Origin of the sequence: Planotetraspora silvatica (assembly GCF_016863315.1) — a bacterium.
Taxonomy (GTDB): Bacteria; Actinomycetota; Actinomycetes; order Streptosporangiales; family Streptosporangiaceae; genus Planotetraspora; species Planotetraspora silvatica.
Map to the genome: position 1 here is coordinate 131,078 of NZ_BOOQ01000002.1, position 14,644 is coordinate 145,721.

11 protein-coding genes are annotated in these 14,644 nt (G+C 70.4%); 2 read left to right on the top strand and 9 right to left on the bottom strand.

The features are described 5' to 3' along the window. Nucleotides 1-211: 211 nt before the first annotated feature. Together ileS and Psi02_RS00920 are read left to right on the top strand one after the other, a co-directional pair. The gene (gene ileS, locus Psi02_RS00915; RefSeq protein WP_203970745.1) at nt 212-3,388 is read left to right on the top strand and encodes an isoleucine--tRNA ligase; all 3,177 of its coding nucleotides are present in this window, start codon (nt 212-214) and stop codon (nt 3,386-3,388) included. A 151-nt stretch (nt 3,389-3,539) separates the two neighbouring features. Next, complete coding sequence (locus Psi02_RS00920) at nt 3,540-4,655, top strand: D-glucuronyl C5-epimerase family protein (RefSeq protein ID WP_203970747.1); 1,116 nt, start codon at nt 3,540-3,542, stop codon at nt 4,653-4,655. Between the two features lie 72 nt (nt 4,656-4,727). On the opposite strand, the gene Psi02_RS00925 is transcribed toward Psi02_RS00920, so the two are convergent. The 9 genes from Psi02_RS00925 to murG all read right to left on the bottom strand — a co-directional run bounded on the left by Psi02_RS00925 (nt 4,728) and on the right by murG (nt 14,639). Continuing rightward, on the bottom strand, nt 4,728-7,079 hold the full coding sequence (locus Psi02_RS00925; protein ID WP_203970749.1) for a hypothetical protein: 2,352 nt from the start codon (nt 7,077-7,079) through the stop codon (nt 4,728-4,730). A gap of 53 nt (nt 7,080-7,132) precedes the next feature. Then, nucleotides 7,133-7,999 carry a DivIVA domain-containing protein gene (locus Psi02_RS00930; protein ID WP_203970751.1) on the bottom strand — a complete coding sequence of 289 codons (867 nt, stop codon included), beginning with the start codon at nt 7,997-7,999 and terminating at the stop codon, nt 7,133-7,135. A gap of 51 nt (nt 8,000-8,050) precedes the next feature. Continuing rightward, on the bottom strand, nt 8,051-8,338 hold the full coding sequence (locus Psi02_RS00935; protein WP_203950810.1) for a YggT family protein: 288 nt from the start codon (nt 8,336-8,338) through the stop codon (nt 8,051-8,053). An 82-nt stretch (nt 8,339-8,420) separates the two neighbouring features. After that, nucleotides 8,421-8,948 (bottom strand): cell division protein SepF, encoded by a 528-nt coding sequence (locus tag Psi02_RS00940; protein WP_203950811.1) that lies wholly within the window; start codon nt 8,946-8,948, stop codon nt 8,421-8,423. A 134-nt stretch (nt 8,949-9,082) separates the two neighbouring features. Continuing rightward, nucleotides 9,083-9,799, bottom strand: coding sequence for a YggS family pyridoxal phosphate-dependent enzyme (locus Psi02_RS00945; RefSeq protein ID WP_203970754.1), 717 nt, complete (start codon nt 9,797-9,799; stop codon nt 9,083-9,085). A 12-nt stretch (nt 9,800-9,811) separates the two neighbouring features. Further along, nucleotides 9,812-11,221 carry a cell division protein FtsZ gene (ftsZ, locus tag Psi02_RS00950; RefSeq protein WP_203970756.1) on the bottom strand — a complete coding sequence of 470 codons (1,410 nt, stop codon included), beginning with the start codon at nt 11,219-11,221 and terminating at the stop codon, nt 9,812-9,814. 220 nt (nt 11,222-11,441) lie between these two features. After that, complete coding sequence (locus Psi02_RS00955; protein WP_239094495.1) at nt 11,442-12,116, bottom strand: cell division protein FtsQ/DivIB; 675 nt, start codon at nt 12,114-12,116, stop codon at nt 11,442-11,444. Beyond that, nucleotides 12,113-13,510, bottom strand: coding sequence for a UDP-N-acetylmuramate--L-alanine ligase (gene murC / locus Psi02_RS00960; protein WP_203970758.1), 1,398 nt, complete (start codon nt 13,508-13,510; stop codon nt 12,113-12,115). The genes Psi02_RS00955 and murC overlap by 4 nt, the downstream gene beginning before the upstream one ends. 49 nt (nt 13,511-13,559) lie before the next feature. Further along, nucleotides 13,560-14,639, bottom strand: coding sequence for an undecaprenyldiphospho-muramoylpentapeptide beta-N-acetylglucosaminyltransferase (murG, locus tag Psi02_RS00965; protein ID WP_203970760.1), 1,080 nt, complete (start codon nt 14,637-14,639; stop codon nt 13,560-13,562). Between the last annotated feature and the right edge of the window lie 5 nt (nt 14,640-14,644).

A 14,644-nucleotide genomic window follows, 5' to 3' on the forward strand; every position in this document is an offset into this window, starting at 1 on the left:
CCGGGGACGGTGTGAGCCCGGGGCGGGTCGCGGGGAGAAGATCACCCCGGAGCCGCCGGAAGAAAGGCCTTCCCGGCCGAGTAGACCCGGCAGCGGGCACGTAAAGAAGAGGGCGTCCCTCAGCGGGCGTCAAGAAGGGTGGTACCGCGGAGCCGCTCCGGCTTCGTCCCTTCACGCCGATCCCAGCGATGCGTGGAGGTTCCGCCCGACGATGTCCGCCAATTACTTCCGCTCCCTTCCCGGGCAGGTCGACCTGCCCGCCCTCGAACACGAGGTCCTCGAACGCTGGCGGGACGGGAAGATCTTCGAGCGGTCCCTGGAGCAGAACGCGGACGGCCCTTCCTGGATCTTTTACGAGGGCCCTCCCACCGCGAACGGCATGCCCGGCGTCCACCACGTCGAGGCCCGCGTGTTCAAGGACGTCTTCCCCCGGTACAAGTCCATGCGCGGGTACCACGTCCCCCGCAAGGCCGGCTGGGACTGCCACGGGCTGCCCGTCGAGGTCGCCGTCGAGAAGGAGCTCGGCCTCTCCGGCAAGCCCCAGATCGAGGAGTACGGCATCGCGGCGTTCAACGACCGCTGCCGTGAGTCGGTGCTCCGGCACGTCGACGCCTTCGAGGAGATGACCGAGCGGATGGGCTACTGGGTCGACATGTCCCAGGCCTACCGCACGATGGACCCCCAGTACGTCGAGGCCGTCTGGTGGTCGCTCAAGACCATCTGGGACAAGGACCTGCTGTTCCGCGACTTCCGGATCACGCCCTACTGCCCGCGTTGCGGCACCGGGCTGTCCGATCACGAGCTGGGCCAGCCGGGCGGCTACGAGACCGTGTCCAGCCCGTCGGTCTACGTGCGGATGCCCGTCACCTCCGGCCCCCTGGCCGACCTCGGCGCCTCGCTGCTGATCTGGACCACCACCCCGTGGACCCTGGTGTCCAACACCGCGGTGGCCGTCCACCCGGACGTCACCTACGTCGCGGCCCGCCGCGGCGACGAGGTGCTGGTCATCGCCGAGCCGCTGATGACCAAGGTCCTCGGTGAGGACGCCGAGGTGCTCGCCAGGTTCACGGGGACCGAGCTGGAGCACACCCGCTACTCCCGCCCCTTCGAACTGGTCGAGATCCCCGGCGCGCACTACGTGGTGCTGGGCGACTACGTCACCGTCGAGGACGGCACCGGCCTGGTCCACCAGGCGCCCGCGTTCGGCGCGGACGACATGACCGTCTGCAAGCGGTACGGCATGCCGGTGGTCAACCCCATCGGACCCGACGGCCGGTTCCTGCCCGACGTGCCGTTCGTCGGCGGCACGTTCTTCAAGGACGCCGACGAGCCGCTCACCGAGGACCTGCGCAGCCGCGGCCTGCTGTTCTGGGGCGACCACTTCGAGCACAGCTACCCGCACTGCTGGCGCTGCCACACGCCGCTGCTCTACTACGCGCTCCCGTCGTGGTACATCCGGACCACCAAGATCAAGGATCGTCTGCTCGCCGAGAACGAGGGGACCAACTGGTTCCCCGAGACGATCAAGAACGGCCGCTACGGCGAGTGGCTCCGCAACAACGTCGACTGGGCGTTGTCCCGCTCGCGCTACTGGGGCACGCCCCTGCCGCTGTGGGTCTGCTCCGAGGACGACTCCCACGTCACCTGCGTCGGCTCGCTCAAGGAGCTCGGCGAGTACGCCGGCCGTGAGCTGTCGGGGCTCGACCCGCACCGGCCGTACGTCGACGACGTGACCTTCCCCTGCCGGCACGGCGAGGGAGACGCGGTCTGCGGCGCCGAGGCACGGCGCGTTCCCGACGTCATCGACGTCTGGTACGACTCGGGTGCCATGCCGTTCGCCCAGTGGGGCGCACCGCACGTGAACCAGGACGTCTTCGACGCGTCCTACCCCGGCCAGTTCATCTGTGAGGCCATCGACCAGACCCGCGGGTGGTTCTACTCGATGATGACGGTCGGGACCCTGGTCTTCGACCGCTCGTCGTACGAGAACGTCCTGTGCCTCGGCCTGATCCTCGCCGAGGACGGGCGCAAGATGAGCAAGCACCTGGGCAACGTGCTGCAGCCGATGCCGCTGATGGACGACCACGGTGCCGACTCCCTCCGCTGGTACATGGCCACCTCGGGTTCGCCGTGGGCTCCCCGCCGGATCAGCCATGCCGCGCTGGAGGAGATCGTCCGGAAGGTCCTGCTCACCTACTGGAACACCGCGTCGTTCTTCACGCTCTACGCCAACGCCGAGTCGTGGTCGCCGGCCCGGCTGGCCTCCGCGCCGCCGCACGCCGAGCGTCCGCTGATCGACCGGTGGGCCCTCGCCGAGCTGCACCGGACGGTCGCCGACGTCACCTCCTCCCTCGAGGAGTTCGACACCGCCCGGGCCGGACGCCGCCTGACGGACTTCCTGGACGACCTGTCGAACTGGTACGTCCGCCGCTCGCGCCGCCGGTTCTGGTCCGGCGAGGAGTCGGCGTTCGCCACGCTCTACGAGTGCCTGGAGACCGTGAGCCGGCTGATGGCGCCGCTCGTTCCGTTCCTGACCGACTACCTGTGGGACGTGCTCCGCGGCCCCGACGCCCCGCCGTCGGTCCACCTCACCACCTGGCCCGAGGTGGACGCCTCGCTGCTCGACCCGGCGTTGACCGAGCGGATGGCGCTCGTCCGGCGCCTCGTCGAGCTGGGCCGCTCGGCCCGCGTCTCGTCGTCGGTCAAGACCCGCCAGCCGCTCGGCCGGGCACTGATCGGCGCACCCGGGTGGGCGACGCTCCCCGGCGAGCTGCGCGAGCTGATCGCCGATGAACTGAACGTGCAGAGCCTGGAGGACATGTCCGGGTTCTCGGCCGACCTGGTGACCTTCACCGTGAAGCCGAACTTCCGTGCCCTCGGGAAGCGATTCGGGTCGCAGACCAAGCTGGTCGCCGCCGCCGTCGGCGCCGCCGACCCGGCCTTGCTGGCTCAGGCCGTCCGATCCGGAACGGCCGCCGCCGTCGAGGCGGGAGAGCTGGGAACGGTCGAGCTCGGCCCGGACGATGTGATCATCACGGAGCAGCCCAAGACGGGATGGGCCGTGGAGACCGGCGCGGTCGACACCGGAACGGGTGAGACCGTGGCCCTGGACCTCGCGATCACCGACGAACTACGCAGGGCGGGCCTGGTCCGCGAGGTCATCCGGCTGGTCCAGGAGGCACGCAAGGCGACCGGGCTGTCCATCAGCGACCGGATCGACCTGTGGTGGTCGGCCGAGGGCGATCTTGCGACGGCACTGCGCGAAGGCGGCGGGACCGTGGCCGATGAAGTGCTCGCGGCGAACCTCACCGAGGGCGGCTCCGCTGAAGATCTGCCCCGGCACGAGGACGCCGATCTCGGCCTGGTCTTCCAGCTCCGCAAGGCGTGATCCACGCCTGATCGACGCCTGACCACCGAGCCCCCGGGCGGCGCGCCTGCCGCGTCCGCCCGGGGGCTCCGCCGTTTCAGTGCCCCGGGCTCACCCTGCGGACGGGTGCCGCTACGATCTCTCCTCACTGCCTTGTAGAACGGTGTTCGAGATGCGCGCGACACGTGCCGCCGCCGCCCTGATGATCACTCCCGTCTGCCTGGTCGTCTGCACCTCTTCCCAGCCGCTCGCGAAACCGCGGCCGAGGACGGCGATCACCCGGATGTCACTCGACCTTTTCCACCACCAGGTTCCGGCGCTCCGAGCGGGCAAGGAGCTCTACGTCCCGTTCACCTGGCTGAAGAAGGACTTCGGCCTCACGGTCTCCCCAGGGCGGGACGGCGTCCCGCACGCCGGGTACCTCCAGGGCGAGACCCTCATCATCCAGCGCTACGACCCCCTCGGCCCCTGGCTGAAATTCGCCGGGGAGAGCGTCGCCGGCTGGCCCCGGACCGTCATCGGAGCCGACGGGGTCCCCTTGAGCAGCTACCTGTTCGGCACCTTCGCCTATCCCGTCACGATCGTGCAGTACGGCATGGAGAACTACAGCAAGTGGGTCACGACCGGCGAGGGTGCCTACCTCGGCAAGGCGAAGGCCGTGGCCGCGTGGTTGCTGAAGGAGCAGGACGTCAAGGGGGGCTGGCCGATCCCGTTCGACTACCAGTACCGGGACGGGCTCGCCGGCGAACTCCACAAGGGCTGGTACTCCGGGATGGCGCAGGGTATCGGCGCCTCGTTCCTCGCGAAGATGACGGTCGCAACCGGTGACAAGCGGTACGGCGCCGCGGCGCTGCGCGCTCTGCGGCCGATGCGAACCCCGGTGGAGAAGGGCGGCGTCCTGCGCCGCTTCGAGGGGCGATACGACTGGTTCGAGGAATACCCGACGCCCACGCCCAGCCACGTGCTCAACGGGTACATGTTCGCGCTGATCGGCGTCTACGACGTGGGGGAACTCCTCCACGACAAAACAGCGAAGAAGATGTTCACGAGGGGCCTGACCACGCTGGACCGGGTCCTGCCGCTGTACGACCTCTCGTCCCGGACCAGCTACGACCTGCTCCAGTACACGCGGACCCCGGCCACTCCCCCCAATCCGGCGCGATGGGGGTACCACTCGTTGCACGTCACCCAATTGTCGGCACTGGACGCCATCACCGGCGGACGCTACACCGAGATCGAAAACCGCTGGCTCGGATACTTGAACGCCCAGGCCCTGCCGTCGAACTGATCTTCCCGCGCTCCGGGCACGGAACGTTCCATGCACCCTCCGCCTCCACGCTGTGAAACGCGGAGGGGCGGGTTACCGGGCCTGGCAGACCGAGCAGTGGGTGAGGCCCGCCTGCTCGGCCTCCTCCTTGGTCATGACCTCGATGCTGTCGTCGTCGATCCCGCTGATGAGAGGGCACTCCGAGCTGTGGTAGCGGCGAGTGCCGACCATCACCTTCACCGACCCCGGCGTGACGCGTCGCGCGGTGCCGGTACGGATGGCTGCGAAGGTGTTGGTGTTGTCGTCGTCCTCCGGCTCCTCGGAACGGGTGTCGCCCGCGTCCACGTTGCGAGGCCCCTGCTCGCCGCGGCCCACGGCGGCCTTCTCGACCGTGTCCTCGCCGGGATCCTTCGCCGTGTCCCCGGTCGTGTCCTTCGCCGTGTCCTTGGCCGGACCTTCGGCGCCGGAGTCCTTCGCCGCGACCTTGACCGTGTCCTTCGCCGGACCTTCGGTGCCGGAGTCCTTCTGCGTGGCCTTGACCGTGTTCACGGCCCTGTCCTCGCCCTTGGCCTTGTCGTCGATCTTGGCCTTGTCGTCGATCTTGGCCCTGTCCTCGCCCTTGGCCCTGTCCTCCGTGGAGGCTCCGTCCTTCGTGTCACCGGACACGCGGCCTGCGGCATCTCCTGCCGGCCGTACCGGGCCGGACGGGGATCCGGATCCGGTGCCCGCCTTGGAAGAAGCGGAGGCATGCCTGTCAGCGGAGGCGGCGGCCGGCGTGTCAGTGGATCCCGCGACTGACGAGCCCCGGGAAGCGGAACCCGGAACGGAACCAGGAGAGGCGGGGATGGGTCGGAACCCGGCGCGCCCGGGTTGCGTGATCTCCGCCGCCGTCTCCGGCTCCGCGTCGGTGGTCCCGGTCACGGCGTCCCCGCGGTTGGCCGTGTCCGGTCGGGACTTCCCGGTGCTCGGGGTGCCGGCTGTCCTGGCCGTGCCGCTCTCAGGCCGGACGGCCTCGCGCCCGGCGCTCTTCGGGCTCTCGCTTTCGGACTCGACCCCGGTCACCTCGGCGGCCTTCGACCCGGCGCCCGCAGGCTCAGGACTCTTTGCCTCAGCACTCTTCGGCTCAGCGCTCTTCGGTGCGACGCCCTCGGTCTTCGCGGCCGCTTTCTTCGCGCTCTCGGGCTCGGCGGTCCCCGGCCGCGGGCTGCCGGTTTCGGCGCCCCTGGTCGCGTCGTTCTCCGGCTCGGCCGTCGTGGCCTTCTCCGCGCGACCGGAACCGGCCGGGGAGGACTCGGACGAGGAGGATCCCGGCTGCGCCGGCGCCGGCCTGCTTCTCGCCGCGCTGAACCAGTCGCCCTTGTCCTGCTCAGGCAAGGTGGGCGAGCCCGCCGCCTTCTCCTCCGCAGGTGCCGGCCGGGAGCCGGTGCCCGTCGGCGTGGGCGTGCCTGTGCGCGTGGGCGTGGGCGTGGGCGACAACATGTTGCGCTGGAACCAGTCGAGCTGCGGTTTCTCGGTGCCGCCCGTCCCTGATGCGGGGGTCTCCGACCGGGTCTTGTCCGTACGGGACTGCTCCGGCCGGGGTTGCTCGGGCCAGGCCTGCTCGGAAGCGGTCCTCTGCCTGGCGGTGTCCGATCCCGCGGAAGAGCCGGGAACGTTGCCACCGGTCGCGGAGTCCTTGGCCGGGGCGGTGTCACGGGCGGAGGCCGAGCGGTGGACGGTCACCGTGTCGTCGGCCGGCACGGGATCCTTGCCGACCTTGGGGTCTGTCGTGTCCCTGCCACCCGTCGCACCCGCCGGGCGGGTGGGTCCCGCCTCGGCACGCGAGCCCTGCCGACGGGTCGGCCTGGGCTGCGGAGTCTCGTCCACCGCGCGGGGGGACAGCTCGGGCAGGCAGGTGGTGCAGGGGCTGAAGCCCTCCTCGCGGGCTTCCTCGTAGGTCAGCTCTTCGACCTCGCGCCCCATGAGCTGACGGCAGTTCGCCACATGGAAACGTTTACGGCCCGGGACGACCAGCACGATGTCCTCGGGACCGAGCGGACGACCTGTGTGAGCCGGCGAACGCCGGAGGGGGGCAGTCGCTTCGGCGTGACGGGGCGGGAATGGCGTCGGTGGCAGCGCCCCGTGGTGTGCTCCCGGCGGTGCCTGTGTCGGCGTGTCCACCGGGTGTCCCGGCGCCCCGCTGAGGGCGGCGGGGGCTCCGGCATGCGCGAGCTGGGAGACGGAGGAGGAACCCTGGGGGGTGAGATCCGGCCCGTCGGCGGCACGCCCACCGGCGGGGAACAGCAGATGACGCTTCACCAGCGCCCCGATGAGCAGGAAGACGGCGGCCAAGACCGCGATCACCATCGACCACATCACCAGGTACACCTTCGCCAGCGCCCACCCCGCGATGAGGATGAGGAGGGCGGCGATGGCGAACGCCAAAGCGGCGCTGAAGAGGATCACAGGGGGTTCTCCGAGCTTGCGGGTCGCGGGAAGGCCAGGGGGTGACCCGCGGCCTACCTGCGGTCGGTGTGCTGCCCGTCAGGTCCGGGGAACGCGCCCGTGTGCTGCGAGGGCTCCTGACCGAACGGGTTGGGAGCCGCCTGCATCGGCTGGCCGCCCTGAGCGACGGCGTGCGCCATCGCCGGTGCTCCGCCCACCATGGGGAAACCACCGCTGCCCTCCGCCGCGACGGTGAGCTCCGCGAGCTGGTTCTCCAGGTAGAGCTTCAACCGGCTGCGGTACTCACGCTCGAAGCTGCGCAGTTCCTCGACCTTGCGCTCGAGCTCGTCGCGGGTCTGCACCAGCGAGCCCATGGCCTGGCGGTGCCGCTCCTGCGCGTCGCGCTCCAGCGTCTCGGCCCGGGCGCGGGCGTCGCCGATGATCTGCTCGGCCTGGCGGCGCGCCTTGCCGAGGATGTCGTCGGCCTCGCGGCGGGCGCGGGTCACCGTCTCGTCCGCCTCCCGGCGGGCGTCGGCGATGGCCTGGTCGGCGGTCTGCTGCGCGAGGGCGAGGACGCGGGCCGCGGTGTCCATGTTGTCCTCGGCGGGCGGCAGGCCCATGCCGACGGGGACGGGCTCGGGACGCGCGGGCTCCGGGGGCTTGATCGGCTCAGGCTGAGGGATCATCATCTCCGGCTTGGGCTCGGCGATGGGGGCCGCCATCTGCATGGGACCTCCCATGCCCATGCCCATGCCACCGGGGACCTTGCCCCTCAGGCATTCGGCCAGCTTCGCACGGAGCTCCTCGTTCTCCTGAATGAGGCGGTCGAGCTCGGCCTCCACCTCATCGAGGAAAGCGTCTACCTCCTCCTCGTCGTACCCCGGCCGAAGCCGGGTGGTACTGAACTGCTTGTTCCGCACATCAGCGGGCGTCAACGGCATTTTGGGTCTCCTTGGCGCGCTCGGAGTCTTGTCCGCGGGGACGGTACCCGATCAACGAAACGCGTTCACGACTTGGATCAAGACCAAAACCACAATGAACAGCACAGTGAAGCTCAGGTCAAAGGCCACCGTACCCAACCTGAGGGGCGGAATGAAACGGCGGAGGAATTTGAGAGGAGGGTCTGTCACCGTGTAGATCGCCTCCGCCAGCACCAGAACGACCCCGGAAGGCCGCCAGGAGCGGGCGAAAGCCTGCACCGTCTCAAAGATCATTCTGCCGATCAGCAGAATCAGATAGAGAGTGAGGGCGATGGACAAGATCTCGCTAACGATCCCCATGGTCCGACCCCGCCTCCCTCTGGTTCCGCCGCATCCGGTCCCAGGGGGCACCGCTCAGCCGGTCACTGTTCATGATGGAACTCTAGCTCTGGTTGAAGAAGCCGCGTTCCGCGATTCGGGCCTTGTCTTCGGCGGTCACCTCAACGTTGGCGGGGGACAACAGGAACACCTTGTTGGTAACACGTTCGATGCTGCCGTGTAGGCCAAAGACGAGACCTGCCGCGAAATCGACAAGGCGCTTGGCGTCACTGTCGACCATCTCGGTCAGATTCATGATGACCGGCGTGCCCTCACGGAAGTGCTCCCCGATGGTGCGCGCCTCGTTGTACGTGCGGGGGTGGAGGGTCGTGATCCGCGCCAGATCGGTCGTACGACGCTCGAGCACCGCCGTCGGAGGCCGGGTGGCCGGGACGACGGTCTCGCCGTCCTCGTCACGCTCGTGGGGCGCCTGGTGCGTTCCCTGCGGCCCCGCGGCGAAGCCCCGCCGCTGCAGGTCGTACTCGTCGCCGTATTCCTCGTCGGTGCCGTACTCGGTCCCGTACCTGTCTTCGTAGTGGTCGTCCTCCACGAGACCGAGGTAGACCGCCATCTTGCGCATCGCGCCGGCCATCGCTCGTCGTCCTCCGCGTTACTGGTGCCTTCAAGGTCCCTATGGGAAGGCCAGGGCGGTAGGCGTACCCCCCGTGGAGCTCACCGCTGATCGACCTCTGCCTGTCGCGGACACCAAGGTCCACTTGGGGGACATTACCTGACGAAGGGCTTCCGGCGACCGAGCAACGCCGTACCGACACGCAGGTGTGTCGCGCCGTTCGCTATCGCCTGGGCCAGATCTCCGCTCATACCCGCGGATATGACGTCTGCCGCCGGGTGTTCCTTCTGTACGGCTTGAGCCACCGAGTAAAGCCGGGCAAAGGCTTCTCCCGGGTCCCCGCCGAGCGGCGCGACCGCCATGACGCCCCGCAACCGGAGGCCGTCCGCCCTGGTCACGGCCTCGGCCAGGGGAAGGATCTCGCCCGGTGCCACCCCGCCCCGCCCCGCTGGGCCGCCGTCTTCCCCGCCGCCCAAGGCGACCTGGATGAGGCAGCCCACCTCGCGCTCCTGCCGTACGGCCTCGCGGCTCAGCGCGTCCACCAGCCTGGAACGGTCGACCGAGTGGACGACGTCCGCATAGGAGACGACCGAGCGGACCTTGTTGGTCTGTAACTGGCCGATGAAATGCCAGGTGAGACCCAGATCACCGCATTCGGCGGCCTTGTCGGCCGCCTCCTGGTCCCGGTTCTCGCCGATGTCGGTCACTCCGAGCCCCGCGAGCACGCGCACGTCGGAGGCCGGGTACGTCTTGGTCACCGCGATGATCGTGATGTCCGAGCGGGCCCGCCCGGCCGTCCGGCAGGCCTGTTCGACACGCCGTTCGACTTCCGCCAGACCCGCCGCGATCTCATCGCGCCGTGCGTCATCCACGTGGTGCGGTGCTCACTTGAGGAAGTCCGGCACGTCGAGCTCCTCCTCCTGCTCCTCGAACACCACCGGACGGCGCGGGGCCGGCTGGGTGACGCGCGAGGTGATGGGAGTGGGCGGCTCCGGCGTGGGCCGCGGAATCGACAGCGGTCCCGAGGTGCTCGCCTGTCCCTGCTCGGAACGGGCGCCCCCCTCGGCCGCCGCGTCCCTGCCGAACTGCGCCGATCCCTCGGACGCCGCGGCGGGCTGCGCCGCCGGTGCGACCGGCTGGCTCACGGGCGGGGCGGGAGGCGCCGCGGGTCCCGCCGACGGAGCGACCGGCGGGACCGGAGAGGCGACCGGCCGGTTCAGCGGCTGGTCGGCCCGGACCTCGGGCTTGGCCGGGGCGGGCGGCGGCGCGGGCCGCGACGAGGGCGCCGGCGTAGCCGGGCGGGTCTGCTGGGGCCTCGACAGCGGCGCGGCCGCCGGCTTGGTCACGGCCGGCTCGTCGAAACCCGCGGCGATGACCGTCACACGGACCTCGTCGCCGAGCGCGTCGTCGATGACCGTGCCGAAGATGATGTTGGCGTCGGACGCGGCCGCGCTGGACACGAGCTGCGCCGCCTCGTTGATCTCGAAGAGACCGAGGTCGGATCCGCCGGCGATCGACAGGAGCACGCCGTGCGCACCGTCGATGCTGGCCTCGAGCAGCGGGCTGGACACCGCCATCTCGGCCGCCGCGACGGAGCGGTCGTCTCCCCTGGCGTGACCGATGCCCATGAGCGCGGAACCGGCGCCGGACATGACCGACTTCACGTCGGCGAAGTCCAGGTTGATCAGGCCGGGTGTGGTGATCAGGTCGGTGATGCCCTGGACACCGGACAGCAGGACCTGGTCGGCGGCCTTGAACGCGTCGAGCACGCTGACCTGACGGTCGGAGATCGACAGCAGCCGGTCGTTCGGGATGACGATCAGGGTGTCGACGTCCTCGCGGAGGGTCTCGATGCCGGCCTCGGCCTGCATGGCCCGGCGCTTGCCCTCGAAGCTGAAGGGCCGGGTGACCACACCTATGGTCAGAGCACCGAGGGACCGGGCGATGCCGGCCACGACCGGCGCGCCGCCGGTGCCGGTGCCGCCACCCTCGCCCGCGGTGACGAAGACCATGTCGGCGCCCTTGAGGACTTCCTCGATCTCCTCGCGGTGGTCCTCGGCGGCCTTGCGGCCGACGTCCGGGTTCGCCCCGGCTCCGAGACCCCGGGTGAGCTCACGCCCGACGTCGAGCTTCACATCGGCGTCACTCATCAGCAGCGCCTGGGCGTCGGTATTGATGGCGATGAACTCGACGCCCTTGAGTCCCTCCTCGATCATCCGGTTTACGGCGTTCACTCCGCCGCCGCCGATGCCGACGACCTTGATGACCGCGAGGTAGTTCTGCGGTGCTGCCACGACGAGGGGCCTTTCCGCTCGTTTACGTTTCGTGCGGGCGGCGCCCGCGCTCTCTAACTCTCACCCTCAAGTTGAGATTTAGAGTTATGTCAACCTGAGATTGATACGGACAGTAGGGTTGCCCCTCCCCCAGGGTCAACTAACCGCGCCGCACGGCCGTCCGGCGTGTCGCGCGCTGTCCTTTTCGGTCGCGGGCCCGCCGAACCGCAGGTGAGATATCTCATCTGACGGTCACCACCTTGGGCGAGCTGATGTCGTAGCTGGTCGCGGGCCTGGTGAGCAGGGACGTCAGCAGGCGTCCCTTCTCCGCCGCGCGGCCGGCGTCGCCCCAGATGACGGTCCGGCCGTCGGTCAGCTTGAGCGTGACCGACTTGGGCGACGGCGCGCGCACCTGGCTGACCAGGCGCGACACGTCCTCGGGCAGCACGCTCAGCACGGTGAGGGCGGAACGGGTCGAGGGATCGTCCGCGGCGAGGCGCTGGACACGCAGCAGCGGCAACCGCGGCGGTGCCACGGCCACTTCCCGCAGGACCACGCCGAAGCGGTCGAGCACCGCCGACCTGCCCGGGCCGAGGAGCGCGACCGCGATCGCCGTTCGCTCGACGACGGCCACCCGCAAGGTCCCCGGCCAGGCCCGGTCCACCCGGGCCGACTCGACCTCGCGGACCGCGCGCACCCGCTGCTCGACCAGTCCGAGGTCGACGGTGGCGAGCGGCGTGCCGAGCCGAACGCCCGCGGCCTGCCTGAGCTGCTCAGCGGGCACGGTGACGTCCCCGGTGACCTCGATCGACCGCACACCCAGCACCGGCGAGAAGAACACCACCCAGGTGGCCACACCCACCACCCCGCCGGTGAGCAGGGTGGCCAGGATCGTGCGCCGGGTGGCGAGCCTCACCGTGCGGCCAGCTCCGCGACGATGCGGGGGCCGAGTTCCGTCACGTCGCCCGCGCCCATCGTGAGGACGATGTCTCCCTGCCGCGCCCGGGCCGCCACGAGGGCGGGCACCGCGTCGCGGTCCGGCGCGTAGGCGACATGCTCGGACGGCAGCGGCACCTTGCCGGCGACCAGCGCGCCGGACACGCCCGGCTCCGGATCCTCGCGGGCGCCGTACACGTCCAGGACGATGGCCTCGTCGGCCAGCCCCAGCGCCTCGCCGAACTCGGTCGCGAAGAACCTGGTGCGCGAGTAGAGATGCGGCTGGAACACGGCGATGACCCGGCCCTCGCCCTTCACCACGTCGCGTGCGGCGCGCAGATCGGCGGCCAGCTCCGTCGGGTGATGGGCGTAGCTGTCGAACACCGTGACGCCGCGGGCCTCGCCCTTGGCCTCGAACCGGCGCTTGGCGCCGGTGAAGGCCGACAGGCCCTCCTTGATCTCGTCGAACGGCAGGCCGAGCTCCAGCGCCACCGCGATCACCGCGGTCGCGTTCAGCGCGTTGTGCCGCCCGGGGACGGCCAGCCGTACGGCGCCGTGCCCGGCGACGGTGAACTCCAGGCCCAGGCCGTGCGGCACCACGTCGGCGATCCGGTAGTCCGCGCCGGCGGCCTCGCCGTACGTGACGACCTTGAGGCCGCGCGCCCTCGCGATGGGCGCGAGGTCCGCCGAGCCCGGGTCGTCCGCGCACAGGACCAGCACCGAGCCGACCCGCTCGACGAAGCGGGCGAAGCTGTCGTAGACCGCCTGCGGATCCCCGTAGTTGTCGAGGTGGTCGGCCTCCACGTTGGTCACGACCGCGATGCGCGGCGCGAGCATGAGGAACGACCCGTCGCTCTCGTCGGCCTCGGCCACGAAGACCTCGCCGGCGCCCTCGTCCGCACCGAGACCGGTGGTGACGAGCTGGCCGCCGACGCAGTACGACGGGTCGGCGCCGCACTTCTGCAGTGCGACCGTCAGCATCGAGGTGGTGGTGGTCTTCCCGTGGGTGCCGGCGATGGCGATGCCGTTGCGGCCGGCCATCACGGCGGCGAGGGCGGCCGCTCGCGGGATGACCCGGAGGTTCTGCCGCAGCGCCTCCCCCAGCTCGGGGTTGGAGTCGCGGATCGCGGTGGACACCACGACCGTGTTGACGTCCCTGATATGAGAGGCGGCGTGCCCCACGTGGACGGTGGCGCCGAGCTCGCGCAGCTCGTTCAGCATCTCGGAGGTGCGGGCGTCGCTGCCCGACACCGCCACTCCGCGCTTCAGCAGGATCCGCGCGATGCCCGACATGCCGGCGCCGCCGATGCCGATGAAGTGCACGCGGCCGAGGTCGGCCGCGGGAATGGGCTCCACAAGCTTGACGAGGCTCATCGCCCGATCACCTCTCCCCGTCCCGCCGGGGCCGCGCTCATGTACACGATCATCGGGAAGCGATCTCCAGCACCTTGCGGGCGAGCGTCACGTCGGCGTCCTTGCGGCCCAGTCGGGACGCGGCCTCGGACATGGTCATGACGCGCTCCGGGTCGTTCAGGATGGGAAGCAGGGTCTCGACGATCCAGCGGGCGGACAGCTGGGCGTCGTCGATCATTATGCCGCCGCCGCCCGCGACGATGGGCTCGGCGTTGAGGCGCTGCTCGCCGTTGCCGTGCGGCAGCGGGACATACGCGGCGGGCAGGCCGACGGCGGTGAGCTCCGCACAGGTCATGGCGCCGCTGCGGCACAGCGCGAGGTCGGCCGCGGCGTAGGCGTAGTCCATCCGGTCGACGTAGGGCAGGATCACGTACTGCGGGTCGCCGGGAGGCGGCTCCACCTCGACCGCGTTCTTCGGCCCGATCACGTGCAGCACCTGGATGCCGGCCCTGCGCAGATAGGGCGCGGCCTCCAGCGCCGCCTGGTTGACCGAACGCGCGCCCTGCGAGCCGCCGAACACCAGCAGGGTCGGCCGGTCGGACTCGAGCCCGAAGTACGACCTCGCCTTGTCCCCCAGGGACAGGCGGTCCATGGTCGCGACCTCGCGGCGCAGCGGGATGCCGATGTACTCCGCGTTGGGCAGCGAGGCGTCGGGATGACCGGTGAAGACGTGGTCGGTCATGCGGGCGCCCAGTCTGTTGGCCAGGCCGGGACGCGGGTTGGCCTCGTGCACCACCATCGGGACGCCCCGGCGCCGCGCGGCGAGATAGGCGGGCGTCGCGACGTATCCGCCGAACCCGACGAGCACGTCGGCCTTGACCCGGTCGAGGATCCCGGCGGCGGTGTTGATCGCACCCGCCAGACGGCCGGGGACGGCGAGCAGCTTCGGCGTGATCGATCGGGGCAACGGCACAGCCGGCACCAGCTCGAGCTCATAGCCGCGGGCGGGGACGAGTCTCGTCTCCAGGCCCCTTTCGGTGCCGAGGCAGGTGATCCCGATCGCCGGGTCCTGCTGGCGAAGCGCGTCGGCCAGAGCGAGTGCCGGCTCGATATGGCCGGCCGTTCCGCCGCCGGCGAGGACCACCCTCATGTCAC

Bases quoted from the DNA above. Each gene is read 5' to 3' on its own strand.
- Psi02_RS00930 (WP_203970751.1), bottom strand. From the start codon at position 7,999: ATGCCGTTGACGCCCGCTGATGTGCGGAACAAGCAGTTCAGTACCACC.
- Psi02_RS00940 (WP_203950811.1), bottom strand. From the start codon at position 8,948: ATGGCCGGCGCGATGCGCAAGATGGCGGTCTACCTCGGTCTCGTGGAG.
- Psi02_RS00935 (WP_203950810.1), bottom strand. From the start codon at position 8,338: ATGGGGATCGTTAGCGAGATCTTGTCCATCGCCCTCACTCTCTATCTG.
- murC (WP_203970758.1), bottom strand. From the start codon at position 13,510: ATGAGCCTCGTCAAGCTTGTGGAGCCCATTCCCGCGGCCGACCTCGGC.
- Psi02_RS00920 (WP_203970747.1), top strand. From the start codon at position 3,540: ATGCGCGCGACACGTGCCGCCGCCGCCCTGATGATCACTCCCGTCTGC.
- murG (WP_203970760.1), bottom strand. From the start codon at position 14,639: ATGAGGGTGGTCCTCGCCGGCGGCGGAACGGCCGGCCATATCGAGCCG.
- ileS (WP_203970745.1), top strand. From the start codon at position 212: ATGTCCGCCAATTACTTCCGCTCCCTTCCCGGGCAGGTCGACCTGCCC.